Here is a 25,154-nt window from a genome sequence, read left to right on the forward strand (position 1 = left end):
GATGTCGCCGAACTTGTCGAGAAAGTTGCGGGCTCGCGGCAACGCGTCGTTGGCAGGCGTTATTATCCCACCTTCTCCGCCCGCCACATCTTGATCAGCGATTGATACGGCACGTCGCGCTTGTTGGCGGCGATCTTGATCTGCTCCAGCAGGCTCACAGGCAGTCGCAATGAGATGGCTGTGGTCGATGGCATCAGGTTTGGGAAGCGCACCCGCACGGCCTTGCTCAGGTCAAAATAGTCCGCAGTATCGTGCGACTCCCAAAAAGAACGTTCCTGGGATTCGTTGGCAAATTTGGGGACTTGTTTAAGTTTCTTCGGCATAGCGTGCACGCTCCTTCGCGCTCACCGGACGTACTGAAATAATCCGCAACAGAGCTGCGCATCGATGCAATATGGGCTTCAAAGAAGCGCTACCCTGACCTGCGCTCACACCCCGCCTGCGCCAAATGGCCGCTCGGCCCCGGCCGTCCGGAATGTGCCATATCCGGATGCTAGAATGACCGCGATTGCCACACTGATTCCCGCACGGAAAGACCCCGCCCCATGTCCATGACGCCGGAAACGCCCCTGCCGCCCAAAGGCAAGGGGATCGAGTTACGTCCGATCCCGATGCTGATCTTCGGCTCCCGCTGGCTGCAATTGCCGCTTTATGTCGGCCTGATCGTCGCGCAGGGCGTCTATGTGGTGCTGTTTCTGAAGGAGTTGTGGCACCTGTTCGCCCACTCATTCGATTTCAGCGAGCAGCAGATCATGCTGGCGGTGCTCGGCCTGATCGACGTGGTGATGATTTCCAACCTGCTGGTGATGGTGATCGTCGGCGGCTACGAGACGTTCGTTTCCCGTCTCAACCTGCAGGGTCATCCCGACGAGCCGGAATGGCTCAGCCATGTCAACGCCAGCGTGCTCAAGATCAAGCTCGCGATGGCGATCATCGGCATCTCGTCGATCCACCTGCTGCGAACCTTCATCGAGGCCGGCGGACTGGCGTCGGGGAAGACCGGTTACACCGAAACCGGCGTGATGTGGCAGACCATCATTCACACGATTTTCATCCTGTCTGCGATCGGCATCGCCTTTGTCGACCGGCTGTCGAATATTGCCTCCGAAGAGGCGAAGCACTCCGCTTCGCACTGATGGGCGACATGGCATTCGATCGGGTTCCGGTTCTGCGCAACGGCGTACTCGCCACGCTTGTTCTGACGGTGGCCACGGTGATGATCGGCGTGCCGCATTCCGCTCGCGCCGCCGATGCCGGATTCACCCGGTTCATCGCTTCGCTTTGGCCGGAAGCGCAGGCGCAAGGCGTGCCGCGCGCGACCTTCGACGCCGAAACCCGCGGCCTTGCGCCGGATTACAAACTGCCGGATCTGATCCTGCCGGGACGGCCCGCCACCGGCGCGCCGTCGCAGGCTGAGTTCGTGCAGGTGCCGGCCGACTATGTAAAGGAATCGAGCATCGCGCGGCTGGCGGCGGAGGGGCAGAAGCTGATGGCGAAGCATCGCTCGGCGCTCGGCGCGATCGAAACGCGCTTCGGCGTGCCCGGCGCCATCGTGCTGGCGATCTGGGGCCGCGAAACCGATTACGGCCGCTACGCGCTGCCCTATGACGGTTTGCGCGTGCTGGCGACGCAGGCCTATGTCGGCCGGCGCAAGGATCAGTATCGCAGCGAGTTCATCCTGGCGCTGAAGCTGATCGGCGAGGGCGTGGTGACGCGCAAGGATCTGCGCTCGTCCTGGGCCGGCGCCACCGGGCTGACGCAATTCCTTCCCTCCGAGCTCTACAAGCACGGCGTCGATCTCGATGGCGACGGCCGGGTCGACATCTGGCATTCGGTCCCGGACGCGCTCGCCTCCGCCGCCCGGCAGCTCGTCAACAAGGGCTGGCAGCCGGGTGTCCGCTGGGCCTACGAAGTGCGGGCGCCGGCCGGCGCCGATTGCACCATCGGCGTGCCCGAGGTGACGAAGCCGATCCGCGAATGGCAGCGCGAAGGCTTCGTGCCGGTGCGCGGACAAAAGCTCAGTGCCGCCGAGCAGGCGCAGCCGGCCTCGCTGCTGCAGCCCGAAGGCATCTACGGCCCGGCGTTCCTGACCACGAAAAACTACTTCGTCATCAAGGAATACAATTTTTCGGATCTCTACGTGCTGTTCGTCGGCCATCTCGCCGATCGCATGCTGAGCCCGCAGCCGTTCGCGACGCCGTGGTCGGCCTCGACCCAACTGCGCACATCAGCGGTCGAGGCGATGCAGCGTCACCTCACGCGCATCGGCCTCTACGGCGACAAGGTGGACGGCAAGGCGGGCATGAAAACCCGCGCGGCGCTCGGTGCCTACCAGAAATCGGCCGGGCTCAAGGTGGACTGCTGGCCGAGCGAAGCCGTGCTGCGTTCGATCGGCACGGTGCGCTAGGCGCAACTATCTCCCCTCATGGTGAGGAGCCGTGCGCTTGCGCGGCGTCTCGAACCATGAGGTCGCTCATCCTTCGAGACGCGGCCAAGAGGCCGCTCCTCCAGCGATGAGCGCAAGTGCGCTCACGCGGGGATGAGGATCGAGAAAAGAAAAACCCGGCCGCAGGGGCCGGGTTTCAAAATCACAATGCGGTAATCGAAGTGCCGGTCAGCTCAGTCGCAGACCTCGACGCGGCGATAGCGCCAGCCGTAACCGTCCCAGAAGCGCTCGCGCACCATACGGCAGGCCGGGTAGTCGTCCACATACACCGGGGCCGGGGCGGCGTATGCCGGGCGGCTGGAGGCGATGGCGCCGCCGATGATCGCGCCGCCGATCAGGCCGGCCGCCACGCCTGCGGCCACGCCGCGCTGCGCGCTGGCGGGCGTCGCGGCGAGCGAGCCTGCGATCGTTGCGACCGCGACGAAGGCAGCAAATGTCTTCTTCATGTCCTGGACTCTCCTGGAGATGGCGCCTTGCGCCGGCGCCGGGTTTAGATTGACTCACACGCCGCGTTCGAAACTGTCCGTCTCGCTAGAGAGCGCACAACAGTCAATCGAAGGTAAACGCTGGCGAAGCAGTGGCCGGGAAAAACGGTTTTTTCAGGCCATCAACGAAAATCGCCCCGGAAAACGCCGTGTTTCCGGGGCGTCGCAGATGCTCTTGATGAAGATGAACGGCTTAATCGCAGATCCGAACGTTGCGAACCCGCCAGCCATAACCGTCCCAGAACCGCTGGCGTTGCCAGAAGCAGCTTGGCTCGGCGACATAGGCCGGACCGCCGTAATAGCCGTATCCCGGGCCATAATAGCCCGGCCCGTAATAGCCGTTCTGGGACGCAATCGCGCCGCCGACAATGGCGCCGCCGATCAGTCCGGCTGCCACGCCCGCGGCAATCCGGCCATTGCGAGCCTCGGCGGCCTGCGGCGCGGCAACGGCCGAAACAGCCAGGGTGGCGGCGGCAGCGAGCGCCATCAATGTCTTCCTCATGGCCTTCACCTTTCTCATTGAACGGGACCGTCAAATCGTCTGTCCGGACAAAAGTTCCACATTTTGCTTGAATGATCAATGAACGGACATGCCCGAACAGGCGACGAAATCGGGGCTGACGCGGTGTTTTTGCGGCGCAAAGGCCGGTTTTTTGCAGGAAGGGAACCCAATGACAAACGCAATGGCGGCATTCGGAATTGCGGCCGGCGGCACCTCCCTGATCTGCTACCTGCTGATGACGCGAAAGCCGAAACGCCGGGCCGTCGGCGGCTCGTCCGACGCCAGTTCGGGCACTGATGGCGGCATGGCCGGGGGTGACGGCTGGAGCCTTGCGGGCTGGTTCGGCGGCGACAGTTCCACGTCCGACAGTTCGGGCAATCCAGGCGGCGGCGATAGCGGCGGCGATGGCGGGGGAGGCGATGGCGGGGGAGGCGGCGGTGGCGATTGAGCCTGCAAAGCCCGCAAGAATGGCGCCATTTGATCTGGCGCAACCGCATCTCTTTAGATCGGTTCTAGCTGCATGTGCGATCACTTTGGAATCGCTTGAAAAGACGGTTTTTCTTTTTGCATCCCGCCGCGCCGTTACATATCGATAGGCTTACGCATCACCGATGAGCCCTGCCGTTTCATGATTGTTTGTTCCTGCAACGTCATCAGCGACCACGATGTCCGTAACGCCGTCAACGCCGCGGACGATCTTCCACGCAGTCCCAAGCAGGTCTATGACTGCCTCGGCTGCAGCGCCGAATGCGGCCGGTGCGCGCGCACCATCAAGACCATCATCGACGATGCCCTGGGCGCCTGCGCCAAGTCCTGCGGCGCCGGATGCCCGCACAGCGTGGCCGCCGCCGAGCCGCATGCCCATGCCGAGTTCGCGCTCGCGGCCTCCTGAAACCTGCAAAGATTCTCCCGCCTGCACCATCCGGGCCCGTTCGGCACGGGCAGTTGCCGCTTAATAGCGCATGATCTTGTCGCCAAACCGCTTACACTATAGCGGATCTTGCGCTAGTAGGCTTCTAAATCCACCTTACCTCGGCAGCGGGAGTGCATCATGCAGGGCGACGCAAAGGTCATCGAATATCTCAACAAGGGTCTGCGCAGCGAACTCACCGCCATCAACCAGTACTGGCTGCATTACCGGTTGCTCGCCAACTGGGGCCTGCTGGAAATGGCCAAGGTCTGGCGCAAGGAATCCATCGAGGAGATGGAGCACGCCGACAAGTTCACCGACCGGATCCTGTTCCTCGACGGCTTTCCCAACATGCAGGTGCTCGATCCCTTGCGGATCGGCCAGAACGTCAAGGAGATCATCGAGTGCGATCTCGCCGCCGAGATCAGCGCCCGCACGCTCTATCAGGAAGCGGCGACCTATTGCCATGGCGTCAAGGATTACGTCTCGCGCGACCTGTTCGAGAGCCTGATGAAGGACGAGGAACACCACATCGATTTCCTCGAAACCCAGCTTGATCTGATCAATCGCATCGGGCTCGAGCTCTACACCCAGAAGCATGTCGGCGGGCTCGAGAGCGGCGGCTAGGGCAACGCTCTTGTTCCCGTCAGACTTTGTTTGCGCTCGTCATGCCCGGCAAAAAGCGCGAAGACGTGCTTCGCACTTTTGTCCGGCCATGACGTAGGTTAGTTCGATTGTCTTACAGCTGCGTCTTGTAGCGCGCCTCGACCATGTCCTGCGGCTCCGGTTCGCCCAGCCTGGTCTGGTCGTGGATCACCTCGCTGATGCTGGGCATGACCGCGCGTTCGACCCGGGTGTCCGGCGACCACAGCTTCGATCGCATCAGCGCCTTGCCGCAATGGAAATAGGCCTCGTGCACGTCGATGCTCAGCACCGCGCGCGGCGGCTTGCCGAATTCCACCATCGACGCCATCAGCTCCGGATCCATCGACACCTTGCCCCTGCCGCCGACGCGCAGCGTCTCGTCGATGCCGGGCACGAAGAAGATCAGCTGCACGAAGCCCGAGCCCTCGACGATGTTCCTGAGACTGTCGATCCGGTTGTTGCCGGAGCGGTCGGGCATCAACAGCCGGTTCGGCCCGGCAACGTGGACGAATCCGGGATTGCCGCCGCGCGGCGAGGCATCGACGCTGCCGTCGCAGCCGGAGGTGGCAAGCACGCAGAACGGCGACATCGCGATGAATTTTTCCGAATGCGCGTCGATTTCCGGACGCGCTTTCGCGATCACGCGCGGCGATGGATCTGGATAGATCGTCTTGAGGTCGCTGGCGGCAAGCTCGGTCACGGTATTTCTCCGGCTGGAAGTGCGTTCGAAAAGTATCATGATGAAGCGCGTCCGCAAAGCGAGCGCGGCCTCATTCGAACGGCATCCGCGGGAAAGAAGCAGCTGATCACGATGCTGCCGCGATGATGCATGTTATGCGGCGCGGAATTAGGACTTCGCCGTTGGTTGCAGTTTGAGCAGCGTCTTCGGCGCGACGTTGCGCCACGCCATCGTGAGGGCGCTCCTGAGCGTCGTTTGGTCGGCTTTGGCGAGCCGCACATTGGTGTAGCCTTGCTTGCCCCATGCTCCGGGGACGGGACGGAAGATTTCGGGCTCTGCTTCGACCAGAACCGACTGCTGCTCGGGCGTGAGCTTCACCATGCCCCATTTGTCGTCGGGATAGCCGAGCGTCGCGAAGATGCGCTTGCCGGCGCGGAAGTCCGTGCGCCCCTGATGCGATCCCTCAATCGCTGCAGGCAGCGAAAGCGCGACACGGCGAAATCGGCTCGACGGCATCTGTGCTCTCTCCCGAAATACGGCCGCTTGGCAGCGGGCCTGGCATATGGCGGCTATTGCGTCGTCATGAGATCGCCGAACAGCGTGTAGTTGGCTTTCGGTCCCTGCATCACCAGCGTCCAGTGCGAAAAATCGTTGGCGCTGGTGCAGCTGTTGCCGGCGCCTTGCAGAATCAGCGTCAGCAGCTGGCGCGGCGCGATGCCGGGCCGGAACACGCCGCTGCCCGCGGCCGGCGCGGTGAGCTTCCATTCCTTGTAAAGCGCGGGCCCGTGCCCGCGGTCGGGGCGGTCGCGCGGGTCGACCTCGAACACCGACACCGTGTTGGGACGGGCCAGCGCCAAGGTGCCGGTGTGACCGGTATTGTCGCGGAACGACAGCACCAGCCGGTCGTCCAGCCATTTGGCCGTGACTTCGTAACTTCCCGAAGGCGTGGCGATGCCTTCGATCCCCTCGACGTCGCCTTCGCCGGTGAACAGCGTCGCCTTGCCGGAAAAGCGCAGGCTCTCGATCTCCTGGCGCTTGCCGGAATCCAGCGCCACCGTCGCGACGTTGCGCTGGCCTGCATTGGTGCAGCAGGCACAGGCGAAGGCGGACGAGGCGGCGCCGACCAGGACAAGCAAAGCTGCGGCAAGGCGAAGGCCATGGCGGATCAATTCGGTCATCGGCTGTTCCTTCGCCGCGTCATCGGATGATCGACGTGGCGGCTGACGCGTTCCACGGGAGGGCCGGGGCGTTCGCGCAAGCTAGGCCTTGTCCTCGACATCGGTGTTGGGACGGTCGATGCCGGCGGCGGTTTCGGTGTGCCAGATGCCGTCGGGGGTCTCGTATTCGATCACCTCGGTGCGCCCGGGCACGCGCTGTTCGGCGGCGGCGCGCTTGGCGGCGGCAAGCGCTGCGGCATGGGTCCTGAAGGCTTCCGAAAACACGCCATTGACGGTGTAGGCCCAGCCGTCGTCGTGCTGAACGATCCGGTAGATGACGTGGCTCATCGGGAACTCGCTGTTTTGCTGGCGCGGGCACGGTGACCCGGGGGGTGAACGACCGGCCTATTCTATGACAAAATGGGGCGCGATGTAGGGGTTGCTTCCGGCCGTTCGTCCTTGCCGGGGACGCGGGATCAGGGCCGGCGGGCAAGGGAGAAGACAAATGTGCCGTAACATCAAGACGCTGTTCAATTTTGAGCCGCCGGCGACCGAGGAGGAGATCGAGGCCTCCGCGCTGCAATTCGTGCGGAAGCTGTCGGGTTTCAACAAGCCGTCACAGGCCAACGCGGAGGCCTTCGACCGCGCCGTCGCCGAGGTCGCGGCCTCGGCCCGGCGGCTATTGACGTCGCTGCATACCCATGCCCCGGCGCGCGACCGCGAGACCGAGGCCGAGAAGGCGAAGGAGCGGTCGCGGCTGCGGTTTGGCTGAACGGCGGTTCGGCGGTTACGTGATCCGCCTCACGGTGCGGCGGGACGGCGGCGCTCATGATGGCCTAAAGCCATTCAGCCGTCGGAGAGAACCATGAACCCGGTAACCTCGTTGAAACTCAGCGCCATTGCTTTCACGGTTCTATGGACCGGCTGGATGCTGTGGTGGGGTGGATCGTTCGAGCGCGCCAACGTCATCCTGCTTACGATCTGCGGTATCGTGGCCGGTTATGTGTGGTACCGCGCCATGCGCTGGCAATTCCAGCGCATCGGCATGCTGCCACGACGCGAAGGTCCGGCCGATCCGACGGCGAAGCGGTGAGCGGTTCCTACTGCACGGCGAGTTGAATATTCGACGTCATCATCACGGGCTGGCCGGCCTTGACGACACGGACATGTTCGCCCTGGGCGATGCCGTTGCTGCCGCTGGTATGGGCGGCGATGCTGATGCCGGCGACGGCAATCGCGCCGATCAGCGCCACGGTCACGACCTTCAAATGTGTGGTTCTGTCGATGCTGTAAAATGAGTGATTCATTCCAAGCCTCCGCCCTTCGGCCGATGCAGAACTGCCCGTATGCTCCTTATGATGCTTGGTAACCGCTGACGCCGGAGACCGCCATTTCGCTCGATGCCTTAAGGCGAGTTACCTACGTAGTTTGCCGGAGGCGGCCTGCTGCTGGCCGGCTCAACCGGCTGGCTAGCCCGCGTCCCACGCGACCGGCAGATTGAACAGCCCGCGAAATGCCCAGCCGCCGATCCGTACCGCCTCGCTTTCGTCGAGCCGCAGGCCTTTCAGCCGCGCAAACACGCTCGGCAGCGCGACGTCGGCGACCATCGCGCGGGAGGCGAAGGCGCCGGCGCAATAATGCGGGCCGGCGCCGAAGGCGATGCTCTTCTGGGTATCGCGGGTGAGGTCGAATCGGTCGGGGTCTTCAAAGCAGGCCTCGTCGCGATTGGCCGAACCGAACATGAAGAACACGCGGTCCTCCGGCTCGAAATCGACGCCGCCATAGGACCACGGCTTTGCCACCCGCCGCGGTGACATTCCGATCGGCGCAATCCAGCGGGCATATTCCTCGAACACGTCGAGCCACTTCGCCTTGCCTTCGCGCACCAGCGCAAGCTGATCGGGATGGGTCAGCAGCGCCCAGACCGTGCCGGAGATGGCGTCGCGCGGCTCGTTCTGCCCGCCCGAGATCGCCAGCTTGATGTTGGCGCGGATGCTCGGCATCGGCTGGCCGGCCGCCAATAGCACGCTGAGGATCGAGGTGTTGGGGTGTTTGGTCACGACCGGGATCATGTCGTCGATCGCGGCGTCGATGCCGGCGGTGGCGGCATGGCAGCGCGCCTCCACTTCCTTGTTGCCGGTGTAATTGGCGATGCCGTCGATCATCGCCTGCGACCACGCGTCCATGTCCGCAAAACGCACGTTGGTGAGCCCGGTGATGTCCTTCAGGCACTCGGCCGACAGCGGCAGCGCGAACGCCTTGCAGAGGTCGGCGCGCCCTGCCGGCGCCAGCTCGTCGAGGATGCGGTCGGCATGGGCCTGGAACTGCCGGCTCCAGGTGTCGCGCACGGTGCGCGGCGACACCGACGGAAACATCGCCGCGCGCTCGGCCATGTGCGCGTCGCCGTCCTTGCGCATCATGTTGTGGCCCATCAGCGTGTTCATCAGCCCGGCCGGCTGATGCGACGAGAACACGTCGATGCGCTTTTCCTGGGTGAAGATGTCGTCGCGCCGGGTGAACACGGTGGAGCCGAGCTGCGGCACGAACGCGATCGGCGCCTGTTTTCGCATCACAGCCAGATCGGGATAGGGATCGGCCCAGAATCGGGCAACGTCGATATCGAAATGCGGCGCGTTGGACATGGCGTTCGGCTCCCCACCCCGGGGCTTTCCGCCCGGCTATAGGGAACTCTAGCGCGAATCCCGCAGGAGTGAATACCAAGCCTGAGTTGCGCCCTCCGTGGCAAGCCGGATGCGGTCGCCCTAGTCCCGATGCTCGGGCACGTCGATGCCTTCGGCCACGTATTGCCGGATCTTGTTGCGCAGGGTGCGCACCGACATCCCGAGCACGCGCGCGGCGCGGGTGCGGTTGCCGCCGCAGCGGCCAAGGGTCTGCAGCACCAGTTCGCGTTCGACCTCGCCGACGGTGGACCCGATCAGCAGCGGCACGATTTCATTCGGAGCGAGTGCGGGCGCCGGCACAGGCGGCGCGGAAACAGTATGGGTCATCGACACCTCCCGATTCAACGCCCGTCCGAATCGCGGAGCGGAAACATCGAGAACGAACTACCCCCAACAACCAGAACGTGCGCGGAGTCGGTTAACAAATTGCTAACGCCGGCGGCATGGAACCGGACGAGGCCAGGTTCCATCCGGTTCCATATCTTGCGGGCGGGCGCCGGCCTATCCCCCTCGCTCAGATCGTCCGGTAGCCGCCATCGACCATCACGATGGTGCCGCTGACATAGGCCGACAGGTCCGAGGCGAGGAACACCGCCGGTCCGACGATATCCTCCGGCTTGCCGGCGCGGCCGAGCGGCGTGTGCTCGATGAACACTTTCGCCAGTTCCGGATTGCTGGCGCGCACCTTTTCGTTGAGCGGCGTTTCGATGAAGCCCGGGCCGATCGCATTGACGCGGACGCCGTCCTTGCCGAGTTCGGCGGCGATCGCCTTGGTGAAGCCGAGCACGCCGTGCTTGGAGGCGGTGTAGGCGGGCGAACTCGGCGTGCGCAGATGCACGAAGGACTGGATCGAGCCGATATTGACGATGCGCCCCTTGGCGGCGCGCAACGGCGCGAGAAACGCGTTGGTCACGTTGAACACGCCGGTGAGGTTGATGGCGATGATGTCTTCCCAGTCGTTGATCACGGCCTCGGGCGCGCCCAGCATGCCGTTGCGCCGCGCGATGCCGGCATTGTTGACCAGGATCGAGACCTGCCCGACCTTGTCGGCGATCTTCTTCGCCACCGCGACGCAGTCCTCGCGTTTGGTGACGTTGAGCACGAAGCTCTCGGCTCTGCCGCCCGCGCTGCGAATTTCCTGCGCGGCCTCGGCGAGCGCCTTCTCGTTCATGTCGAGCAGCACCACCTGCGCGCCCTCGCGGGCGTAGCCTGCCGCGATCGCGCGCCCGATGCCGGAAGCAGCACCGGTGACGACCGCGATGTGGTTTTGGAGAAGGGGCATTGGCGTTTCCTCTGTGTTCTTGGTGTTTTTGGTTTTTGAATTCGGACAAGCTAATTCAAGTTTGAGCGGTCGCAAACGGAAAGCTTTACCGGGAGAGTTGTATTCGTCTTGCCCGGTGTTGCGCCATGGATAGCAAGCTCAGGCAATGGCAGCTCGATATCGAGCGGATCTGGCAGGCCGCCGCGCCCGACTGGCGCGAGGCCGCGCGCCTCGCCGACGTGCTGGCGCGGACCAGTCCCGAGGTGCTGCTGCGGCACGCGGCGGCGCAGGCGCTGCCGATCCTGCGCCATGCCGCGGCTGAAACCTGCGACAATGAAATCGCCGAGGCCGCGCGGCGCCGTCTCGGCATCGTCCGCGAAGTGCTGCATACCCTGACCGCCCCGCGGTTCGGCCGCCGCGACATCCCGGTGAAGACGCTGACGCCGGCCGAACGTTACCGGCAACTGCTCGGATTGCCGCTCGACCGCCGCCTGACGGCGGCCGAAATCCACCGCGCCTACAAGCGCGTCGCCAAGACCGCGCACCCCGATGCCGGCGGCAGCGCGCATGAGTTCCAGGCGCTGTCGGCGGCGCGCGAGGCGCTGATGAAGGAGCAGTGAGGGTGCCGAGCGGCGCGCGCCGAAAGGGAATGGGCACGGCGCCAGTTGGCGCACGTGCCCATCCTTTCCGCCGATCGAACAGTTTCAGGGGCTCAGGGATGCACCTTTTTTCAGCATGCCGTCCCTAAGGCCCGAGCATCGCGAATACACCTGCCGGGGACGTCAGGCATTGATGAAGGTCAATGACGGGCGGGATGCCCGGACATGGAGTGAGTGTTGGGAACCGGCGCCAAGGTTCAAGCGATCATGCGCATAGTGTAGGCAAAGCCACATGGTCGCGCGCCCGCCGGCGAATTCCGTGCGGCCATCACAGTGCGGACACACGAATGCGCTTTGCCGATCCAGCCCATCGGCTACACTTGCCAAAACGCGACTCAATCTGCGTCGTCGGCGCCTGCCTGACAAAATCCCAAGGAGACCGTCCCCATGAAGATCTCATCCGCCATTCGCGTTGCGCTGGTCGCGCTGACCGCTTTCGCCGGCGCCACGCTGTCCTCCGCCTCGCGCGCCGACGAGGGCTCGGTGTCGCTCGTGATCTACAAGGCGGGCTGGATCATCGGCGGCTCCGGCGGCAGCGGCACGCTGACCTTCCGCGGCCGGGTCTATCCGCTGTCCACCGGCGGGCTCGACTACGGCCTGGTGTTCGGCGGCTCGAAGACGGTGCTGCGCGGCCGCGTCAGCAACATCTACCGGCCCTCCGACGTTGCCGGCGTCTACGGCGCGGCCGGCGCGGGCCTCGCGGTCGGCCGCGGCGCGCGCGCGATCGTGCTGACCAACCAGAAGGGCGCGGTACTGGAACTGTCCGGCCGCCAGGTCGGCCTGATGGCGAACGCGGACCTGAGCGGACTGGCGATCACGTTAAAGTAGTTCGCCATGCCGGCCGTCAGACGATGACGCGACTCTGAGCTCCCTCTCCCGCTTGCGGGGGAGGGCTGGGGTGGGGGTGTCGCCGCGATTCGCACTGTTCGCGTGGAGGAAGTTCCCCCACCCGCCGCGCTCTTCGAGCCCATAGCCGATGCTTTGCTTCGGCGTGCCTATCTACGAATGGTCGCCGAAGGCGGCCTATGCTCCCCCGCAAGCGGGAGAGGTGAAGTGAGCTCCCGGCTCGGGTGAGCGATATGCGGGATCATCGCTCAAATTTCAGGATTCGAAATTTCAAACAGCGAGAGGACATGCGTCCGCATTGTCGCGGCGCGATGCGCCCGAGCTTTGCGTCGATGGTCACCCTCTGAAAGAAGAGGGCGCAGGGAAGACCGGGTGCGCGCTGCACCCGCGGTCCCGTGTGCAATTGTTATTGGGTAGAACGCACACGAGCATACAGGTTCAGCGGAGGCAATCCGGCCTTCCCTGCGCAGTGGTTTACGGCTTATAGCGCGCTCTCCCTGGTGACCGGGCTTTCTTGCCACCATCATCCACGGGAAGTTTTGCCTCCCGCGAACTTGACGCCAGCGTCGGGGCGTCAGGACCACACGGCTTCGCCGTCCGCTCGAGTCACGCTCGTCAGTCGCAACTTCCGCGTCCACCGCATCCCACCGCGCGTTCGTGACGATCGCGACCCGCCCCTCTCATCGGGTGAGACACGCGAAGTCGTAGTGCTGATTTGCCCGACGGGTTAAGCGGAAATTTGCCCGTCGGGTTGATTTGTCGCAGGCGGTCGTGAGATTTCGCTTGCGCGCGCGGCGAAGCAGTTCGCGCTTTGAGCAGGCCCGCGGCACGCCGCTGTCGGCGCTGGCCGTCAAGGCCCCACCGACGGGGCGCGCGGGCGAGGAGGGAATCTCTACCCTGTGCGGCCGGGATCGGCTTAAATGGGTTTGCACCGTAGCGGAAATCGTTATGCTGGCCAGAATCCACAAGGGTAAATCATGAAACGCTATCTGATCTTCGCAGCACTCGGCCCCCTCCTCGGCGGATTTCTGCTGCTGCTGGCGACCACCTACACCTCGGGCTATTGGACCCAGACCAACATCGGGGAAGTCAAGAAGCTGCTCGTGGTGTTCGCGAGAACCCTGCAATATGCCTATCTATTCGGCATCGTGCCGGCGCTGATGATGGCGGCGGTGGACGATATCCTGTTCCACGTCAAACGGCTGGGCTCGGGAGTGCGGATACTGATCATCGGCGTGCTCGCCTTCGTCGCGTCGGAATTGCTCTTCGGCTCGCGCGGGCCGGACTCCGGCGCCGTGCAGTTCATCCTTTACGGCCTGCCGGGCCTGGTCCCGGCGACGATCGCGTCATGGCTGGCGCACAAATACGCCGAGCCGCAACCGCAGCCGGCGGCATAGCGCGGGCGGCGAGATCCGCGCAACCGTCGCCATCGGCAGGCGCGACCGCGTGACGCAACTTGCGCTCGCCCGGCGCGATACCATGTGATGGCGATGTCGAACGAAGAGATCATATCCCCGCGGCTCGGGCGTGGGCGAACCTCCGGCGCCACGTTCCGCGGCGCGCAGGCGCGCGGCCCGGTCATCGATCAGGAGGGGCGCGAGATCCGCTCCGAGGCGCTCGGCCCGCAGGGCAGCGGCTTCCATTTCGAATTCGGCCATTCAAGCGCCAATCCGTTTGCCGATCTCACCCGCGAGCAGCGGATGGCGCGGCTCGATGCGCTGGCGAAGCTGCTCGACGTCGCCTTCATCGTGCCCGGCACCAATATCCGCTACGGCATCGACGGGCTGATCGGATTGATCCCGGTGATCGGCGATCTCATCACCACGGCGATCTCGCTGTGGCTGGTGCGCGAGGCGCGCGCGCTCGGCGCGCCCTGGCATGTTACGGCAAGGATGCTCGGCAATGTCGCGCTCGACGGCGTGGTCGGACTGGTGCCGGTCGCCGGCGACGCCTTCGACGTCATGTTCCGCGCCAATGTGCGTAACGTGCGGATGCTGAAGCGCTGGATGGACAAGCAGCCGCGCTAGCCCGCGCCGCTCAACCGAACGCGGGACCCGCAAAAAGCAATGCCCCCGGAGCCGATCCGAGGGCATGGGCGCTTTGAGGCGTGAGGTTACGCGGCGTCGGCGTCGGCGTCGTTGCTGGCAGGCGCGGGCTCGGGCGCACGCGGACGGCGCGGCAGCGGGAAATCCTGGCTCTCATAGAGCGTGCGGATGCCGCTCTGGTCGAAGCGGGCCTCGTCGACCTGCAGATAGGCGCCGTTCAGCGAATCCGCCGGCAATTCCTCGATCGCGAAGCGCACCGCTTCGGCCGCGGTGCCAAATCGCCGATAGGCGAATCCGGCCCGCTTCTTCTTGCGGATCGCGGCGGGGAACAACTCGGCGGCAGTATTGTAACTGAAGGCAGCCATGGTCAGTGACCTCTAATCTTTTCGTGGGAACGCGATTCGCAATCGCGAACGTATCGTGCGGGTGGGTTCAAGGCCGCGCCGGCACACGTCATTTCAGGACAGTCTATAATATAAGCCCGTTTGCCAGAAATGCGACTCCTGACGGGCGGGATGATGAATCCGGGCACCCCGATACCAGTTCCGAAATAAACCCTGTTATTTCAATGCTTTGTCGTGGTCAGAGCTTGCGGAGCAGCACCAGGACGACCAGCACGACCAGAATGACGCCGCCGAGGCCCATTCCGGAATGGCCCATGCCGAAGCCGTAACCGCCGAACCGGCCGCTGTAGCCGCCGAGCAGGATTATAATCAGGATGATGATGAGTATCGTTCCGAGCGACATGGCACTCTCCCCGAGAGGCGGCCGGCGAACGAAATCTGCCGCCCCGCCTACCCCAAGCAAAGCATATCCCGGCCGATGGTTCCACCTCGGGGAACCATGCCGCTCATGTGAGCTCGCTACCGGCCTTTTGGGGCGACCCTGATGGTTGAAACTAACACTGCTGTCGTCGCCCGGCTTGACCGGGCGACCCAGGGCGACGTCCCGGTTGAATCCGCCCAGTATTCCAGAGACGCCAGCCATAGTGCCGTGAAGTCGCGGCGTACTGGATCGCCCGGTTGTAGGCGAGCGGAAGCGACGCCGTCCTTCGGACGGCTATGCCGGGCGACGACAGTCTTGTTGTGGCGGACGTCCTGCCAAGCCCCAGTTTCTGCCCAGGAGCGAAGGGGGCGTCGAATTCCCGACTTGCTACTTCTTGCCGTCCTCGATCGGCACGATCTTCAGCGGCGAGGCGTAGGGTTCGACGCGGAGCGACTCGCTGGCGATCAGCCCGACCTGGCGCAGCGGCGCCTGCTCGAGGTCGCCGGTCGGCGCCTTGCGCACCGCATATTGCCACACGCTCATCGAGCCCTTGGCGACCAGCATCTTGGCGATCCCGCCGGCGTTGTTGCCTTCGAGCTTGGCCAGTTCGTCGTCGGTCATCCCGATCACGATTTCATCCTTCGAGGTGATGACCTTGAACAGGGAGACCTTGTCGGCGGCAAAGGCGGGCTGGATCACAGTGCTCTCCATGATGAGGCCGGCGAGGCCAATTCCAAGCAACAGGCGCGTGGACGTTTTCGACATTTCAGACTTTCCCGGGCTTGGGCGCGGACAAGCCGAAAGACCTTGACCAGGGAAACAAGAGCCCCGCGCGACCGGTCTTTGGTCGCATGGAGCGGAAAACAAGTTCGAAGCGATTTGCATGTTTTGGCACGCTTTCATTCGCCGCGCTGCGCCAGCTCGCGCACGCCGGAGGGCGTCAATCCGTAACGTTGGCGGAAGCTGCGGTTGAAATAGGACAGGTCGCCAAAACCGCAGTCGAACGCGATCGAACTGATGGTGCGTACGAGGTGGTGCCGGTCGATCAGGATACGATAGGCGCGCGACAGGCGCTGCTCGCGGACGAAATCGGAGAAGCTGGTGTCTTCGCTTTCGAACAGCTTGCGTACATAGCGCGATGTGATGCCCTGATTGAGCGCAGCGCTGAAGGCGACATCACCGGCACCGGACTGAAAAGCTCAGCCACTGGAACTCCGATGTGTATGACACCATTCTGCAATCCTAGCGCTCCCGTTCCGGGCGCCAGCCAGTACATGGCGCAGGATATCAACTGGCTGGCATCGCTGCGCGGCCGCCTCGGCTACAGTTGGGGCTCCAGCCTGTTCTACGTCACCGGCGGCGCGGCTTGGGCCAACATCAGCTACAGGGCCGACTCGGCCGATGCTACCTGGGTCTGCAACGGTGGCGGCGGCGGCGGCGCCGGTTGCTCCTATCCGGCATCCTTCGACAGCACGAAGACGGGCTGGGCGGTCGGCGCCGGCTATGAGGCGATGATCACCGCCAATTGGAGCCTTCGCGCCGAGTATCTCTACTACAGCTTCGGTGGAACAACGGCGTCCGCGGCCGGGACTCCGGCGGCAGCCTGCCAGGTCGCAGACTGTAGCGCGACGTACATCTTCTCGGCCACTGACATCCACACGGCGCGCGTGGGCGTAAACTACCGGTTCTGATCGTTAGACCGTGGAATCGCCGAAGCCCCGGACCGTTGGTCCGGGGCTTTTTTCATCGCGAGCGATCTACAGATATGAACTACCGCTCAACTGTCCCGCGCCGCGCGCACGGACAACGTCCTCGATCCTGGCGACGCGCCTATTTCGGCTGCAGCTTCAGCGCCGCCGAATTGATGCAGTAGCGCAGCCCGGTCGGGCCGGGGCCGTCGTCGAAGACGTGGCCGAGATGGCCGTTGCACTTCGAGCACAGCACTTCGGTCCGGATCATGCCGTGGCTGATGTCGCGCTCCTCGTCGACATGGCTCTCCGCCGCCGGCGCGGTGAAGCTCGGCCAGCCGCAGCCGGAATCGAACTTGGCATCCGATTCGAACAGCGTCTGGCCGCAGCCGGCGCAGGTATAGGTGCCGGCGCGCCGCTCATGCTCGTACTCGCCGGAGAACGGCCGCTCGGTGGCCTTCTCGCGCAGCACCGCATACTGCATCGGCGTCAGCTCCTTGCGCCACTCGGCCTCGCTCTTCTCGATCTTGCCGGTCATCGATTTGGTGTCGGGCATGGAGTCTCCTTGGAATGGAAAACGACCGTCAATTGGTGACCTTGACGCTGCTCACCAGCGTCGGCTTCTCGATGTAGTTCTCGGCGAAAATCTTCTTCAGGTTTTCGACCTTGGGAATGTCATTATACGCAATATAGGGCTGGTTCGGGTGCAGCGTCAGGTAGTCCTGATGATAGGCCTCTGCCGGATAGAACGCCTCCAGCGGCCCGATCTTCGTCACGATCGGCTTCCTGTAGACCTTGGCGGCGTTGAGCTGGGCGACATAGGCCTCCGCGACCTTCTTCTGCTGGTCGGAAGTGGTGAAGATCGCCGAGCGATACTGCGTGCCGGAGTCCGGTCCCTGCCGGTTCAGCTGGGTCGGATCGTGCACCACCGAGAAGAAGATCTGCAGGATCTTGCCGTAGCTGATCTTCTTCGGGTCGTATTTGATCTCGACGACTTCGGCATGGCCGGTCGCCCCTGAACTGACCAGGGTGTAGTTGGCGGTCGCCTTGCTGCCGCCGGCATAGCCGGAGACGGCGTTGACGACGCCGGCTGTGTGCTGGAACACGCCCTGCACGCCCCAGAAACAGCCGCCGGCAATCACAGCAGTCTGGATGCCGTCGGCCGACTGGACGTCAACTGCCGGAGCGGGGATGACCACGGCGTCTTCGGCGGCGCGCGAGGGCGCGATCGACAACGCTGAAATCGCCAGCGCGCCGATGGCGGCGGCGCAGAGCGAAAGGCGGTTGAGGCTGCGGGACATGGGGTTTCCTCTGGGTGTCAGCGGATTGGTGGGCAGTCTGGGGCGGGAGCCGCAATTTGCAATCTGTAGCTCCACCCGACGCCCCAAGATACGCGACGGGGCGGGGCTTGTTACGGCGGCAAGCACACGAGTTCGTGAATGAAAGCCTACACCACCACGGAGAGCCGCTTCGCCGCCCGGGTGATGCCGGTGTAGAGCCAGCGCGCGCGGCTGTCCTGGAACGCGAAGCTCTCGTCGAACAGCACCACGTCGTCCCATTGCGAGCCCTGGGATTTGTGCACCGTGAGCACGTAGCCGTAGTCGAACTCGTCGTAGGGCTTGCGCTGTTCCCAGGGAATGGTCTCGATGGCGCCGCCGAAACAGTCGCCGCGCACCGAGACCTTGGTCACCTTGTGGCCGAAGTCCTCGTCGGGCGACAAGCGCATGGTGATGATCCTGGATTTCGACGCCGCGCGCGACTTCACCCGCCACAGCCCGCCGTTGAACAGGCCCTTCTTGCGGTTGTTGCGCAGGCACACCAGCTTGTCGCCGGCCACCGGCATCGGATCCTCGATGTTCTGCTTCTGCCGCACCCGCATGTTGTAGGCGCGCCTTGTATTGTTGCGCCCGACCAGCACCTGGTCGGCGCTCATCACCCGGTCGGGATCGAGTTCGTTGCGCGACACCACCTGGCTTTCGCCGTAGCGGCCGATGTCGAGTTCGCGGCCCTCGCGCACGTCCATCGACATCCGGATGATCGGGTCGTCCTGCGCCTGGCGATGCACCTCGGTCAGCATCACGTCGGGCTCGCAGTCGGTGAAGAAGCCGCCGCCCTGGATCGGCGGCAGCTGCGCGGGGTCGCCGAGCACCAATAGCGGGCAATCGAACGACATCAGGTCACGCCCCAGTTCGGCGTCCACCATCGAGCATTCGTCGATCACGATCAGCTTGGCTTTCGAGGCGGGCGCGTCGTCCCAAAGTTCGAAACTCGGCTGCTCGACGCCGGATTCGCGGGCGCGGTAGATCAGCGAGTGAATGGTGGAAGCGTTGTCGCAGCCCTTGTTGCGCATCACCAGCGCCGCCTTGCCGGTGAAGGCGGCGAATTTCACTTCGCCCTCGACGCCTTCGGCGATGTGCCGCGCCAGCGTGGTCTTGCCGGTGCCGGCAAAGCCGAACAGCCGGAACACCGGCGGCGTACCGTTCCGGCCCGGCTTTGCCTTCAGCCAGTCGGCGACGGCCTTCAGCGCGGAGTCCTGATGCGGCGTGAAAGTGGGCATGGGGTCTCGAATGGGGCGGTCGCGCGGCCGTGGACCGCGACTCAACTACCCGCAAGCTAACCATTCATGCCGAAGGCGCAAGCCGCCGGCGGCCAGCCAGGCGCCCGCGAATTCGTGGGTAAACCGGGCCTATTGCCAGCCCGGGACGCCGCGCATGTCGGGCAAATGGTGGGCGATACCCTTGTGGCAATCGATGCAGGTCTTCTCGCCCGTGAACAGGAAGCGCTTATGCGCAACCGAAGCGCGCGGCGACTGCTTGGTGATGTCCATCGACTCCGTGCTGTGGCAGTTGCGGCATTCCAGCGAGTCGTTGGCCTTGAATCGCGCCCATTCGCGCAGCGCCATTTCCAGCCGATGGTCGACGAACTTCTCGCGGGTATCGATGGTGCCGAAGATCTTGCCCCAGACTTCCTTGGACGCCTGCATCTTGCGCGCGATCTTGTCGGTCCAGTTGTGCGGGACGTGGCAATCCGGGCAGCTGGCGCGGACGCCGGAGCGGTTGGAGAAGTGGATGGTGGTCTTCAGCTCCGCGAACACGTTGTCGCGCATTTCGTGACAGCCGGTGCAGAACTTCTCGGTATTGGTCAGCTCCAGCGCGGTATTGAAGCCGCCCCAGAAGATCACGCCGGCAACGAAGCCGGCGAACACCAGCAGGCCGAGCCCGAACACCGAACTCGGCCGGCGCAGCACGCCCCACAATTCGACGATGAAATTCCAGAGACGTGCCAGCCAGGATCGGCGCGGCGCGGCCGGGTCGACCGCGCTCATCGGCGTCCTCCCGGCGTCGCCCGGCTGATCATGGTGTCGACGTCGACGAAGTCATTGGTGATCGGCGCCTTCACCACGTTCTGCGGGACGTGGCACGAATTGCAGAAGAACCGGCGCGGCGACACCGAGGCGAGGAACTGGCCGTCGCGATCCATGAAGTGGGTGATCGAGACCATCGGGGCCTGCGACTCGCCGGTGCGGGCGCGGGCATGACAGGACAGGCATTTGTTGCCGTCCATGTCGATCTGGTAGCCTTCGACCGAATGCGGAATCACCGGCGGCTGCTCGGGATAGTTCCGCGTTTCCTTCTCCGAGGTATTGCGCATCGGCGTCATCGGGGCGGCAGGCCCCTCTTCGTTGAGCGGGGTCGAGCCGCGCAGGCCCGAATTGAGCCCTTGCGCCAGCAGCGAGCTGGATCCGGCCGCAATCGCGATCACCAGCAGGAAGATTCCGGGTTTTCTGATCATGGCATTCACACCCGCTCGATGCGCACGGCGCATTTCTTGAAATCGGTCTGCAGCGAAATCGGATCGGTGGCGTCCAGCGTCACCTTGTTGATGAGCTGCGCCTCGTCGAACCACGGTACGAACACCAGCCCGCGCGGCGTCTTGTTGCGGCCGCGGGTTTCGACCCGGGTGCGGATATAGCCGCGGCGGGACTGCACCTTGATCTCGTCGCCGCGCCGCAGCTTCAGCTCGGCGGCGTCGTCGGGATGCATGAAGCACACCGCTTCGGGGAACGCCTTGTAGAGCTCGGGGACGCGGCGCGTCATGGTGCCGGAATGCCAGTGCTCGAGCACGCGCCCCGTCGACAGCCAGAACGGATATTCGCTGTCGGGGGACTCGGCCGCCGGCTCGAAGGGCAGGGCGAAGATGCGCGCCTTGCCGTCGGGGAAGCCGTAGAACTGCACGCCGACGCCCTGCCTTACATAGGGGTCCATGCCCTCGCGGAAACGCCATTTGGTTTCCTGCCCGTTGACGACCGGCCAGCGCAGCCCGCGCTCGCGGTGATAGGTATCGAACGGCGCGAGGTCGTGGCCATGGCCGCGGCCGAAGGCGGCATATTCCTCGAACAGACCCTTGTGGACGTAGAAGCCGAACGCCTTCGATTCGTCATTGGCGTAGCCGGCTTCGATGTCGGACAGCGGGAACTTGTCGACCTGGCCGTTCTTGTAGAGCACGTCGAACAGCGTCTTGCCGCGGTAGTCCGGCTTCCTGGCGAGCAGCTCCTCCGACCAGACTTCCTCCATCTTGAAGCGCTTGGAGAATTCCATCAGCTGCCAGAGATCCGAGCGGGACTCGCCGGGGGCAGGGACCAACTGATGCCAGAACTGGGTGCGCCGCTCGGCATTGCCGTAGGCGCCTTCCTTTTCCACCCACATCGCGGTCGGCAGGATCAGGTCGGCGGCGAGCGCGGTGACCGAGGGATAGGCGTCGGAGACGACGATGAAATTGTCCGGATTGCGGAAGCCCGGATAGGTCTCTTCGTTGGCGTTGGGTCCGGCCTGCAGATTGTTGTTGACCTGAACCCAGTAGGCGTTGAGCAGCCCGTCCTTCAGCATCCGGCTCTGCAGCACCGCGTGATAGCCCGGCTTGTCGGGAATGGTGCCCTCCGGCAGCAGCCAGATCTTCTCGGCGATGTCGCGGTGCGCCTTGTTGGTCACCACCATGTCGGCGGGCAGGCGGTGCGAGAAAGTGCCGACCTCGCGCGCGGTGCCGCAGGCCGAGGGCTGGCCGGTCAGCGAGAACGGGCTGTTGCCGGGCTCGGAGATTTTTCCGGTCAGCAGGTGGATGTTGTACACGAGATTGTTGCACCAGACGCCGCGGGTGTGCTGGTTGAAACCCATGGTCCAGAAACTGGTGACCTTGGTCTTCGGGTCGGCATAGAGATCGGCCAGCGCCTCGAGGCGGTTGAGCGGCACGCCGGACATCTCCGCCGCCTTCTGCAGCGTGTAGTCGGAGACGAACTTCGCATATTCGTCGAAGCTCATGTCGGTGGAGTCGTTGGCCTTGGCCGCGCCCGTCGCCTTCTTCTGCAGCGGATGCTCGGGGCGAAGCCCGTAGCCGATGTCGGTCTGGCCGCGCTTGAACGTGGTGTGCGCCGCGACGAAGTCCTTGTTGACCCGGCCGGTCCTGATGATGTGGTTGGCGATGGCGTTGAGGATGTAGAGATCGGTCTGCGGCTTGAACACCATGCCGATGTCGGCAAGGTCGAACGAGCGGTGCTCGAAGGTCGACAGCACGGCGACGCGGACATGCGGCGCCGAGAGCCGGCGATCGGTCACCCGGGTCCACAGGATCGGATGCATCTCCGCCATGTTCGAGCCCCACAGCACGAACGCGTCCGCCTGTTCGATGTCGTCGTAGCAGCCCATCGGCTCGTCGATGCCGAAGGTGCGCATCATGCCGGCAACCGCCGAGGCCATGCAGTGCCGCGCATTGGGATCGATGTTGTTGGAGCGGAAGCCGGCCTTGAACAGTTTCGAGGCGGCATAGCCTTCCCAGATCGTCCACTGGCCGGAGCCGAAAATGCCGACTCCGCTGGGGCCGCGCTTCTTCAGCGCCGCCTTGTATTTCTCCGCCATGATGTCGAAGGCTTCGTCCCACGACACCGGCGTGAACTCGCCGTTCTTGTCGTATTTGCCGTTGGTCTTGCGCAGCATCGGCTTGGTGAGGCGGTCGTGGCCGTACATGATCTTGGAAAGGAAATAGCCCTTCACGCAGTTCAGCCCGCGGTTGACCTCCGACTTGATGTCGCCGTGGGTTGCGACCACGCGGTTGTCCTTGGTCGCCACCATGACGCTGCATCCGGTGCCGCAGAACCGGCACGCCGCCTTGTCCCACTTCAGCTCGCTCACGGCGCGTTCGGTGGCCAGATTCGCCGCCACCGCCGGCGTGCTCATTCCTCCCGCCAGCGCCGCCATCGCGGCGGCCTCCAGCTTCAGAACCTGGCGGCGATCGAGTTTGGGTGAGGTCATGGCGGTTCTCCCGACGTCAGATTTTTCGTGTGAGCATGATCGTTTCCGAAAACCGGTTCCCGCTGTTCGGGATCATGCGCTGTGTCAGCTTGCGTCGATGGCGTGAAAGACGAGTGAGGCGGTGTAGACGTCGGGCAGCAGCGCGATGGTGTTGAGGGTCGATCCGAGCGCGCCGGCATCGGGCGCATCGACCACGACGACCAGTTTGCCCTTGGGATCGCGGCCGTAGATCTCGCATCCGGCCAGCGCCACGATGGCGGCTTCGACGCTGGCGAGGCTATCCGGCCGGGCCTGGACCAGAATGCTGGCAATCTCGCCGCCGGGCGGCGCCACCACCTGGTCCGCCCTGAGCAGACGGCCCGTGATGAGGGCCCGACGATCGATTGCGGTGTGAGGTCCGGCCACGATGATATTCCCTGAAAAAGCTGGATTTAGCGTGCGGGCGGGCCGGGCGGACCGGCCAGCATCTGATAGACCCAGACCGCGAGCCCGTAGCCGCCGACGGTCGCGACCGCACCGGCCGGCATCAGCACCGCGGTCAGGAACAGAAATGCGAAGATTTCCATGCGCCTGCGGCGCAGCCGTCCACTCGTGTCGTCGCCTGTGGCCGACATGCTCTGTCTCACTTGAAAATGATGATGATTGGCGGCATCCGGGCCGTACCTTTAGATCAATGTTGAGCCTCGAATCAGATAGCGCGCCTTGATCTCAATCAATCCTAGCACGCCTTGCCCGCCTCCCGGCGCGACCTAACGTCCCTTCCACACTTGCTTCCGCCATGCGGAATTGGCGCGACGGTGGACTCGGCTCCCGCGGCTATTACAATACGATTAACAACAAGCCGGTCCCGGGAGCGACGCCATGAAATTCGGCATCTTCTATGAGCTGCAATTGCCGCGCCCGTGGCAAGCCGGCGACGAACTCAGGCTCTACCAGGACGCGCTGACGCAGCTGGAGACCGCCGACCGGCTCGGCTACGACCATGCCTGGGTGGTCGAACATCATTTCCTCGAAGAATATTCGCATTCGCCGTCGCCGGAATCGTTTCTCGCCGCCGCCTCCCAGCGCACCAGGAACATCCGGCTCGGCCACGGCATCTTCCAGCTCACCACCAATCATCCCGCGCGCGTCGCCGAACGCGTCGCGGTGCTCGACCTCCTCAGCAACGGCCGCGTCGAATTCGGCATGGGCGAGAGCGCCTCGATCACCGAACTGACACCGTTCGGCCGCGACATGGAGACCAAGAAGGAAGTGTTCGAGGAGGCCGTCCGCGCCATCTTCCCGATGTTCAGGGACGGCGGCAGCGAGCATCACGGCAAGTATTTCGACATTCCCTTGCGCAACGTGGTGCCCAAACCCGTTCAGAAGCCGCACCCGCCATTGTGGATGGCGTGTTCGCAGTTGCCGACCATCGAGCGCGCCGGCCAGAATGGATTCGGCGCGCTCGGCTTCCAGTTCGTCAGCGCCGACGCCGCGCACGCCTGGGTGCACGCCTATTACAACGCGATCACCAAGCGGCTGAAGAAGCTCGCCGATTACGAGATAAATCCGAACATGGCGCTGGTGTCGTTCTTCATGTGCGCGAAAACCGACGAGGAGGCCCGTGCGCGCGCCGACGGCGCCACCTTCTTCCAGTTTGCGCTGCGCTTTTATGGCGTGTCGCAGAACCGGCAGCGCCCCGATCCCGGCACCGTCAACATGTGGGACGAATACAACAAGTGGAAGCGCGACAATCCGGAAGCGCAGGAGGCGGCATTGCGCGGCGGCCTGATCGGATCGCCCGAAACTCTCCGGAAGAAACTGCGCCGGTTCCGCAGCTCGCACATCGACCAGGTGATCCTGCTCAACCAGGCCGGCAAGAACAGCCACGAGCACATCTGCGAATCCCTCGAATTGTTCGCCCGCGAAGTGATGCCGGAATTCCGCGAAGATCCCGAGCACGACGCCTGGAAGAAAGGCGTGATGAGCGGCGCGATCCAACTCGAGGAGATCGACACCGAAGCGTTCAAGGACCGCTACGGCAAGCTGGCCGTGAACGTCGCCAAGCCGGCCACGGCGGCGGGCTGACAGTCTCGACTGCCGA

At 64.2% G+C, this 25,154-nt stretch carries 35 protein-coding genes; 13 read left to right on the forward strand and 22 right to left on the reverse strand.

All coding sequences use genetic code 11. The features are described from left to right. Positions 1 to 62: 62 nt before the first annotated feature. Positions 63 to 323 carry a BrnA antitoxin family protein gene (locus KMZ68_RS06790; protein ID WP_215615059.1) on the reverse strand — a complete coding sequence of 87 codons (261 nt, stop codon included), beginning with the start codon at positions 321 to 323 and terminating at the stop codon, positions 63 to 65. A 222-nt stretch (positions 324 to 545) separates the two neighbouring features. Here KMZ68_RS06790 and KMZ68_RS06795 point away from each other — a divergent pair, with 222 nt between their 5' ends. Continuing rightward, positions 546 to 1,136: a TIGR00645 family protein gene (locus KMZ68_RS06795; RefSeq protein ID WP_215615060.1), complete on the forward strand. Its 591-nt coding sequence runs from the start codon at positions 546 to 548 to the stop codon at positions 1,134 to 1,136. 80 nt (positions 1,137 to 1,216) lie between these two features. Beyond that, positions 1,217 to 2,407, forward strand: coding sequence for a lytic murein transglycosylase (locus KMZ68_RS06800; protein WP_215616228.1), 1,191 nt, complete (start codon positions 1,217 to 1,219; stop codon positions 2,405 to 2,407). 212 nt (positions 2,408 to 2,619) lie between these two features. Here the strand turns inward: KMZ68_RS06800 and KMZ68_RS06805 are convergent, their stop codons facing one another. Further along, positions 2,620 to 2,892, reverse strand: a complete 273-nt coding sequence (locus KMZ68_RS06805; protein WP_215615061.1) for a hypothetical protein — start codon at positions 2,890 to 2,892, stop codon at positions 2,620 to 2,622. Between the two features lie 232 nt (positions 2,893 to 3,124). Then, on the reverse strand, positions 3,125 to 3,433 hold the full coding sequence (locus tag KMZ68_RS06810) for a hypothetical protein (protein ID WP_215615062.1): 309 nt from the start codon (positions 3,431 to 3,433) through the stop codon (positions 3,125 to 3,127). 169 nt (positions 3,434 to 3,602) lie between these two features. On the opposite strand from KMZ68_RS06810, the gene KMZ68_RS06815 reads away from it, so the two are divergent. The 3 genes from KMZ68_RS06815 to bfr all read left to right on the forward strand — a co-directional run bounded on the left by KMZ68_RS06815 (position 3,603) and on the right by bfr (position 4,970). Further along, positions 3,603 to 3,881: a hypothetical protein gene (locus KMZ68_RS06815; RefSeq protein ID WP_215615063.1), complete on the forward strand. Its 279-nt coding sequence runs from the start codon at positions 3,603 to 3,605 to the stop codon at positions 3,879 to 3,881. A 180-nt stretch (positions 3,882 to 4,061) separates the two neighbouring features. Next, complete coding sequence (locus KMZ68_RS06820) at positions 4,062 to 4,325, forward strand: (2Fe-2S)-binding protein (protein WP_215615064.1); 264 nt, start codon at positions 4,062 to 4,064, stop codon at positions 4,323 to 4,325. A gap of 159 nt (positions 4,326 to 4,484) precedes the next feature. After that, on the forward strand, positions 4,485 to 4,970 hold the full coding sequence (bfr, locus tag KMZ68_RS06825) for a bacterioferritin (RefSeq protein ID WP_215615065.1): 486 nt from the start codon (positions 4,485 to 4,487) through the stop codon (positions 4,968 to 4,970). Positions 4,971 to 5,082: 112 nt separating this feature from the next. On the opposite strand, the gene KMZ68_RS06830 is transcribed toward bfr, so the two are convergent. From KMZ68_RS06830 to KMZ68_RS06845, 4 genes are all read right to left on the reverse strand, one after another. Beyond that, on the reverse strand, positions 5,083 to 5,688 hold the full coding sequence (locus KMZ68_RS06830; RefSeq protein ID WP_215615066.1) for a pyridoxamine 5'-phosphate oxidase family protein: 606 nt from the start codon (positions 5,686 to 5,688) through the stop codon (positions 5,083 to 5,085). Positions 5,689 to 5,835: 147 nt separating this feature from the next. Further along, entirely contained in the window at positions 5,836 to 6,183 is a 348-nt protein-coding gene (locus tag KMZ68_RS06835) for an MmcQ/YjbR family DNA-binding protein (protein WP_215615067.1), read from the reverse strand. Positions 6,184 to 6,236: 53 nt separating this feature from the next. Beyond that, a complete protein-coding gene (locus KMZ68_RS06840; RefSeq protein WP_215615068.1) occupies positions 6,237 to 6,845 on the reverse strand; it encodes a hypothetical protein in 609 nt (202 codons plus the stop codon). Between the two features lie 81 nt (positions 6,846 to 6,926). Further along, positions 6,927 to 7,172, reverse strand: a complete 246-nt coding sequence (locus KMZ68_RS06845) for a DUF2188 domain-containing protein (protein WP_215615069.1) — start codon at positions 7,170 to 7,172, stop codon at positions 6,927 to 6,929. 157 nt (positions 7,173 to 7,329) lie between these two features. Here KMZ68_RS06845 and KMZ68_RS06850 point away from each other — a divergent pair, with 157 nt between their 5' ends. Together KMZ68_RS06850 and KMZ68_RS06855 are read left to right on the forward strand one after the other, a co-directional pair. Next, the gene (locus tag KMZ68_RS06850; protein ID WP_215615070.1) at positions 7,330 to 7,596 is read left to right on the forward strand and encodes a DUF2277 domain-containing protein; all 267 of its coding nucleotides are present in this window, start codon (positions 7,330 to 7,332) and stop codon (positions 7,594 to 7,596) included. 93 nt (positions 7,597 to 7,689) lie between these two features. Continuing rightward, the gene (locus KMZ68_RS06855; RefSeq protein WP_215615071.1) at positions 7,690 to 7,917 is read left to right on the forward strand and encodes a hypothetical protein; all 228 of its coding nucleotides are present in this window, start codon (positions 7,690 to 7,692) and stop codon (positions 7,915 to 7,917) included. Positions 7,918 to 7,924: 7 nt separating this feature from the next. Here the strand turns inward: KMZ68_RS06855 and KMZ68_RS06860 are convergent, their stop codons facing one another. The 4 genes from KMZ68_RS06860 to KMZ68_RS06875 form a co-directional block, all read right to left on the reverse strand. Further along, the gene (locus tag KMZ68_RS06860; protein WP_215605321.1) at positions 7,925 to 8,131 is read right to left on the reverse strand and encodes a hypothetical protein; all 207 of its coding nucleotides are present in this window, start codon (positions 8,129 to 8,131) and stop codon (positions 7,925 to 7,927) included. Between the two features lie 162 nt (positions 8,132 to 8,293). Continuing rightward, positions 8,294 to 9,466, reverse strand: a complete 1,173-nt coding sequence (locus KMZ68_RS06865) for a cytochrome P450 (protein ID WP_215615072.1) — start codon at positions 9,464 to 9,466, stop codon at positions 8,294 to 8,296. A 120-nt stretch (positions 9,467 to 9,586) separates the two neighbouring features. Next, complete coding sequence (locus KMZ68_RS06870; RefSeq protein WP_215615073.1) at positions 9,587 to 9,832, reverse strand: helix-turn-helix domain-containing protein; 246 nt, start codon at positions 9,830 to 9,832, stop codon at positions 9,587 to 9,589. Between the two features lie 187 nt (positions 9,833 to 10,019). Further along, positions 10,020 to 10,787, reverse strand: a complete 768-nt coding sequence (locus KMZ68_RS06875; protein WP_215615074.1) for an SDR family NAD(P)-dependent oxidoreductase — start codon at positions 10,785 to 10,787, stop codon at positions 10,020 to 10,022. Positions 10,788 to 10,912: 125 nt separating this feature from the next. On the opposite strand from KMZ68_RS06875, the gene KMZ68_RS06880 reads away from it, so the two are divergent. From KMZ68_RS06880 to KMZ68_RS06895, 4 genes are all read left to right on the forward strand, one after another. After that, a complete protein-coding gene (locus KMZ68_RS06880) occupies positions 10,913 to 11,386 on the forward strand; it encodes a DnaJ domain-containing protein (RefSeq protein ID WP_215615075.1) in 474 nt (157 codons plus the stop codon). Between the two features lie 426 nt (positions 11,387 to 11,812). Continuing rightward, positions 11,813 to 12,253 carry a hypothetical protein gene (locus KMZ68_RS06885; RefSeq protein WP_215615076.1) on the forward strand — a complete coding sequence of 147 codons (441 nt, stop codon included), beginning with the start codon at positions 11,813 to 11,815 and terminating at the stop codon, positions 12,251 to 12,253. Positions 12,254 to 13,248: 995 nt separating this feature from the next. After that, the gene (locus KMZ68_RS06890) at positions 13,249 to 13,668 is read left to right on the forward strand and encodes a DUF5413 family protein (protein WP_215615077.1); all 420 of its coding nucleotides are present in this window, start codon (positions 13,249 to 13,251) and stop codon (positions 13,666 to 13,668) included. An 87-nt stretch (positions 13,669 to 13,755) separates the two neighbouring features. Further along, positions 13,756 to 14,298 carry a DUF4112 domain-containing protein gene (locus KMZ68_RS06895; protein ID WP_215615078.1) on the forward strand — a complete coding sequence of 181 codons (543 nt, stop codon included), beginning with the start codon at positions 13,756 to 13,758 and terminating at the stop codon, positions 14,296 to 14,298. Between the two features lie 86 nt (positions 14,299 to 14,384). Here KMZ68_RS06895 and KMZ68_RS06900 read toward each other — a convergent pair whose 3' ends face one another. From KMZ68_RS06900 to KMZ68_RS06910, 3 genes are all read right to left on the reverse strand, one after another. After that, the gene (locus KMZ68_RS06900) at positions 14,385 to 14,681 is read right to left on the reverse strand and encodes a hypothetical protein (RefSeq protein WP_215603303.1); all 297 of its coding nucleotides are present in this window, start codon (positions 14,679 to 14,681) and stop codon (positions 14,385 to 14,387) included. 217 nt (positions 14,682 to 14,898) lie between these two features. Beyond that, entirely contained in the window at positions 14,899 to 15,063 is a 165-nt protein-coding gene (locus KMZ68_RS06905; RefSeq protein ID WP_215615079.1) for a DUF3309 family protein, read from the reverse strand. A 405-nt stretch (positions 15,064 to 15,468) separates the two neighbouring features. Further along, positions 15,469 to 15,846, reverse strand: coding sequence for a hypothetical protein (locus KMZ68_RS06910; protein WP_249779548.1), 378 nt, complete (start codon positions 15,844 to 15,846; stop codon positions 15,469 to 15,471). 17 nt (positions 15,847 to 15,863) lie between these two features. On the opposite strand from KMZ68_RS06910, the gene KMZ68_RS26265 reads away from it, so the two are divergent. Beyond that, the gene (locus KMZ68_RS26265) at positions 15,864 to 16,772 is read left to right on the forward strand and encodes an outer membrane protein (RefSeq protein ID WP_442780723.1); all 909 of its coding nucleotides are present in this window, start codon (positions 15,864 to 15,866) and stop codon (positions 16,770 to 16,772) included. Between the two features lie 139 nt (positions 16,773 to 16,911). Here the strand turns inward: KMZ68_RS26265 and msrB are convergent, their stop codons facing one another. From msrB to napE, 8 genes are all read right to left on the reverse strand, one after another. After that, positions 16,912 to 17,325 carry a peptide-methionine (R)-S-oxide reductase MsrB gene (msrB, locus tag KMZ68_RS06920; RefSeq protein WP_215615080.1) on the reverse strand — a complete coding sequence of 138 codons (414 nt, stop codon included), beginning with the start codon at positions 17,323 to 17,325 and terminating at the stop codon, positions 16,912 to 16,914. A 28-nt stretch (positions 17,326 to 17,353) separates the two neighbouring features. Beyond that, on the reverse strand, positions 17,354 to 18,070 hold the full coding sequence (gene msrA / locus KMZ68_RS06925) for a peptide-methionine (S)-S-oxide reductase MsrA (protein WP_215615081.1): 717 nt from the start codon (positions 18,068 to 18,070) through the stop codon (positions 17,354 to 17,356). Between the two features lie 146 nt (positions 18,071 to 18,216). After that, positions 18,217 to 19,326, reverse strand: coding sequence for an ATP-dependent DNA helicase (locus KMZ68_RS06930; RefSeq protein ID WP_215615082.1), 1,110 nt, complete (start codon positions 19,324 to 19,326; stop codon positions 18,217 to 18,219). 129 nt (positions 19,327 to 19,455) lie between these two features. After that, complete coding sequence (locus tag KMZ68_RS06935) at positions 19,456 to 20,094, reverse strand: NapC/NirT family cytochrome c (RefSeq protein ID WP_215615083.1); 639 nt, start codon at positions 20,092 to 20,094, stop codon at positions 19,456 to 19,458. Next, a complete protein-coding gene (locus KMZ68_RS06940; RefSeq protein ID WP_215615084.1) occupies positions 20,091 to 20,561 on the reverse strand; it encodes a nitrate reductase cytochrome c-type subunit in 471 nt (156 codons plus the stop codon). The genes KMZ68_RS06935 and KMZ68_RS06940 overlap by 4 nt, the downstream gene beginning before the upstream one ends. 5 nt (positions 20,562 to 20,566) lie before the next feature. After that, positions 20,567 to 23,071 (reverse strand): nitrate reductase catalytic subunit NapA, encoded by a 2,505-nt coding sequence (napA, locus tag KMZ68_RS06945; RefSeq protein ID WP_215615085.1) that lies wholly within the window; start codon positions 23,069 to 23,071, stop codon positions 20,567 to 20,569. A gap of 84 nt (positions 23,072 to 23,155) precedes the next feature. Continuing rightward, complete coding sequence (locus KMZ68_RS06950) at positions 23,156 to 23,476, reverse strand: chaperone NapD (protein ID WP_215615086.1); 321 nt, start codon at positions 23,474 to 23,476, stop codon at positions 23,156 to 23,158. A gap of 26 nt (positions 23,477 to 23,502) precedes the next feature. Continuing rightward, complete coding sequence (gene napE / locus KMZ68_RS06955; RefSeq protein WP_215615087.1) at positions 23,503 to 23,685, reverse strand: periplasmic nitrate reductase, NapE protein; 183 nt, start codon at positions 23,683 to 23,685, stop codon at positions 23,503 to 23,505. A gap of 247 nt (positions 23,686 to 23,932) precedes the next feature. Between napE and KMZ68_RS06960 the strand changes: the two genes are divergently transcribed. Beyond that, positions 23,933 to 25,138 carry an LLM class flavin-dependent oxidoreductase gene (locus KMZ68_RS06960; RefSeq protein WP_215615088.1) on the forward strand — a complete coding sequence of 402 codons (1,206 nt, stop codon included), beginning with the start codon at positions 23,933 to 23,935 and terminating at the stop codon, positions 25,136 to 25,138. Positions 25,139 to 25,154: the final 16 nt, after the last annotated feature.

Origin of the sequence: Bradyrhizobium sediminis (assembly GCF_018736105.1) — a bacterium.
Classification (GTDB): Bacteria; Pseudomonadota; Alphaproteobacteria; order Rhizobiales; family Xanthobacteraceae; genus Bradyrhizobium.

What these genes read in the sequence shown, in the direction of transcription:
- KMZ68_RS06790 (WP_215615059.1), bottom strand. Translation starts at nt 323, where the DNA reads ATGCCGAAGAAACTTAAACAAGTCCCCAAATTTGCCAACGAATCCCAG.
- KMZ68_RS06795 (WP_215615060.1), top strand. Translation starts at nt 546, where the DNA reads ATGTCCATGACGCCGGAAACGCCCCTGCCGCCCAAAGGCAAGGGGATC.
- KMZ68_RS06800 (WP_215616228.1), top strand. Translation starts at nt 1,217, where the DNA reads ATGATCGGCGTGCCGCATTCCGCTCGCGCCGCCGATGCCGGATTCACC.
- KMZ68_RS06805 (WP_215615061.1), bottom strand. Translation starts at nt 2,892, where the DNA reads ATGAAGAAGACATTTGCTGCCTTCGTCGCGGTCGCAACGATCGCAGGC.
- KMZ68_RS06810 (WP_215615062.1), bottom strand. Translation starts at nt 3,433, where the DNA reads ATGAGGAAGACATTGATGGCGCTCGCTGCCGCCGCCACCCTGGCTGTT.
- KMZ68_RS06815 (WP_215615063.1), top strand. Translation starts at nt 3,603, where the DNA reads ATGACAAACGCAATGGCGGCATTCGGAATTGCGGCCGGCGGCACCTCC.
- KMZ68_RS06820 (WP_215615064.1), top strand. Translation starts at nt 4,062, where the DNA reads ATGATTGTTTGTTCCTGCAACGTCATCAGCGACCACGATGTCCGTAAC.
- bfr (WP_215615065.1), top strand. Translation starts at nt 4,485, where the DNA reads ATGCAGGGCGACGCAAAGGTCATCGAATATCTCAACAAGGGTCTGCGC.
- KMZ68_RS06835 (WP_215615067.1), bottom strand. Translation starts at nt 6,183, where the DNA reads ATGCCGTCGAGCCGATTTCGCCGTGTCGCGCTTTCGCTGCCTGCAGCG.
- KMZ68_RS06840 (WP_215615068.1), bottom strand. Translation starts at nt 6,845, where the DNA reads ATGACCGAATTGATCCGCCATGGCCTTCGCCTTGCCGCAGCTTTGCTT.
- KMZ68_RS06845 (WP_215615069.1), bottom strand. Translation starts at nt 7,172, where the DNA reads ATGAGCCACGTCATCTACCGGATCGTTCAGCACGACGACGGCTGGGCC.
- KMZ68_RS06850 (WP_215615070.1), top strand. Translation starts at nt 7,330, where the DNA reads ATGTGCCGTAACATCAAGACGCTGTTCAATTTTGAGCCGCCGGCGACC.
- KMZ68_RS06855 (WP_215615071.1), top strand. Translation starts at nt 7,690, where the DNA reads ATGAACCCGGTAACCTCGTTGAAACTCAGCGCCATTGCTTTCACGGTT.
- KMZ68_RS06860 (WP_215605321.1), bottom strand. Translation starts at nt 8,131, where the DNA reads ATGAATCACTCATTTTACAGCATCGACAGAACCACACATTTGAAGGTC.
- KMZ68_RS06865 (WP_215615072.1), bottom strand. Translation starts at nt 9,466, where the DNA reads ATGTCCAACGCGCCGCATTTCGATATCGACGTTGCCCGATTCTGGGCC.
- KMZ68_RS06870 (WP_215615073.1), bottom strand. Translation starts at nt 9,832, where the DNA reads ATGACCCATACTGTTTCCGCGCCGCCTGTGCCGGCGCCCGCACTCGCT.
- KMZ68_RS06875 (WP_215615074.1), bottom strand. Translation starts at nt 10,787, where the DNA reads ATGCCCCTTCTCCAAAACCACATCGCGGTCGTCACCGGTGCTGCTTCC.
- KMZ68_RS06880 (WP_215615075.1), top strand. Translation starts at nt 10,913, where the DNA reads ATGGATAGCAAGCTCAGGCAATGGCAGCTCGATATCGAGCGGATCTGG.
- KMZ68_RS06885 (WP_215615076.1), top strand. Translation starts at nt 11,813, where the DNA reads ATGAAGATCTCATCCGCCATTCGCGTTGCGCTGGTCGCGCTGACCGCT.
- KMZ68_RS06890 (WP_215615077.1), top strand. Translation starts at nt 13,249, where the DNA reads ATGAAACGCTATCTGATCTTCGCAGCACTCGGCCCCCTCCTCGGCGGA.
- KMZ68_RS06895 (WP_215615078.1), top strand. Translation starts at nt 13,756, where the DNA reads ATGGCGATGTCGAACGAAGAGATCATATCCCCGCGGCTCGGGCGTGGG.
- KMZ68_RS06900 (WP_215603303.1), bottom strand. Translation starts at nt 14,681, where the DNA reads ATGGCTGCCTTCAGTTACAATACTGCCGCCGAGTTGTTCCCCGCCGCG.
- KMZ68_RS06905 (WP_215615079.1), bottom strand. Translation starts at nt 15,063, where the DNA reads ATGTCGCTCGGAACGATACTCATCATCATCCTGATTATAATCCTGCTC.
- KMZ68_RS06910 (WP_249779548.1), bottom strand. Translation starts at nt 15,846, where the DNA reads ATGTCGAAAACGTCCACGCGCCTGTTGCTTGGAATTGGCCTCGCCGGC.
- msrB (WP_215615080.1), bottom strand. Translation starts at nt 17,325, where the DNA reads ATGCCCGACACCAAATCGATGACCGGCAAGATCGAGAAGAGCGAGGCC.
- msrA (WP_215615081.1), bottom strand. Translation starts at nt 18,070, where the DNA reads ATGTCCCGCAGCCTCAACCGCCTTTCGCTCTGCGCCGCCGCCATCGGC.
- KMZ68_RS06930 (WP_215615082.1), bottom strand. Translation starts at nt 19,326, where the DNA reads ATGCCCACTTTCACGCCGCATCAGGACTCCGCGCTGAAGGCCGTCGCC.
- KMZ68_RS06935 (WP_215615083.1), bottom strand. Translation starts at nt 20,094, where the DNA reads ATGAGCGCGGTCGACCCGGCCGCGCCGCGCCGATCCTGGCTGGCACGT.
- KMZ68_RS06940 (WP_215615084.1), bottom strand. Translation starts at nt 20,561, where the DNA reads ATGATCAGAAAACCCGGAATCTTCCTGCTGGTGATCGCGATTGCGGCC.
- napA (WP_215615085.1), bottom strand. Translation starts at nt 23,071, where the DNA reads ATGACCTCACCCAAACTCGATCGCCGCCAGGTTCTGAAGCTGGAGGCC.
- napE (WP_215615087.1), bottom strand. Translation starts at nt 23,685, where the DNA reads ATGTCGGCCACAGGCGACGACACGAGTGGACGGCTGCGCCGCAGGCGC.
- KMZ68_RS06960 (WP_215615088.1), top strand. Translation starts at nt 23,933, where the DNA reads ATGAAATTCGGCATCTTCTATGAGCTGCAATTGCCGCGCCCGTGGCAA.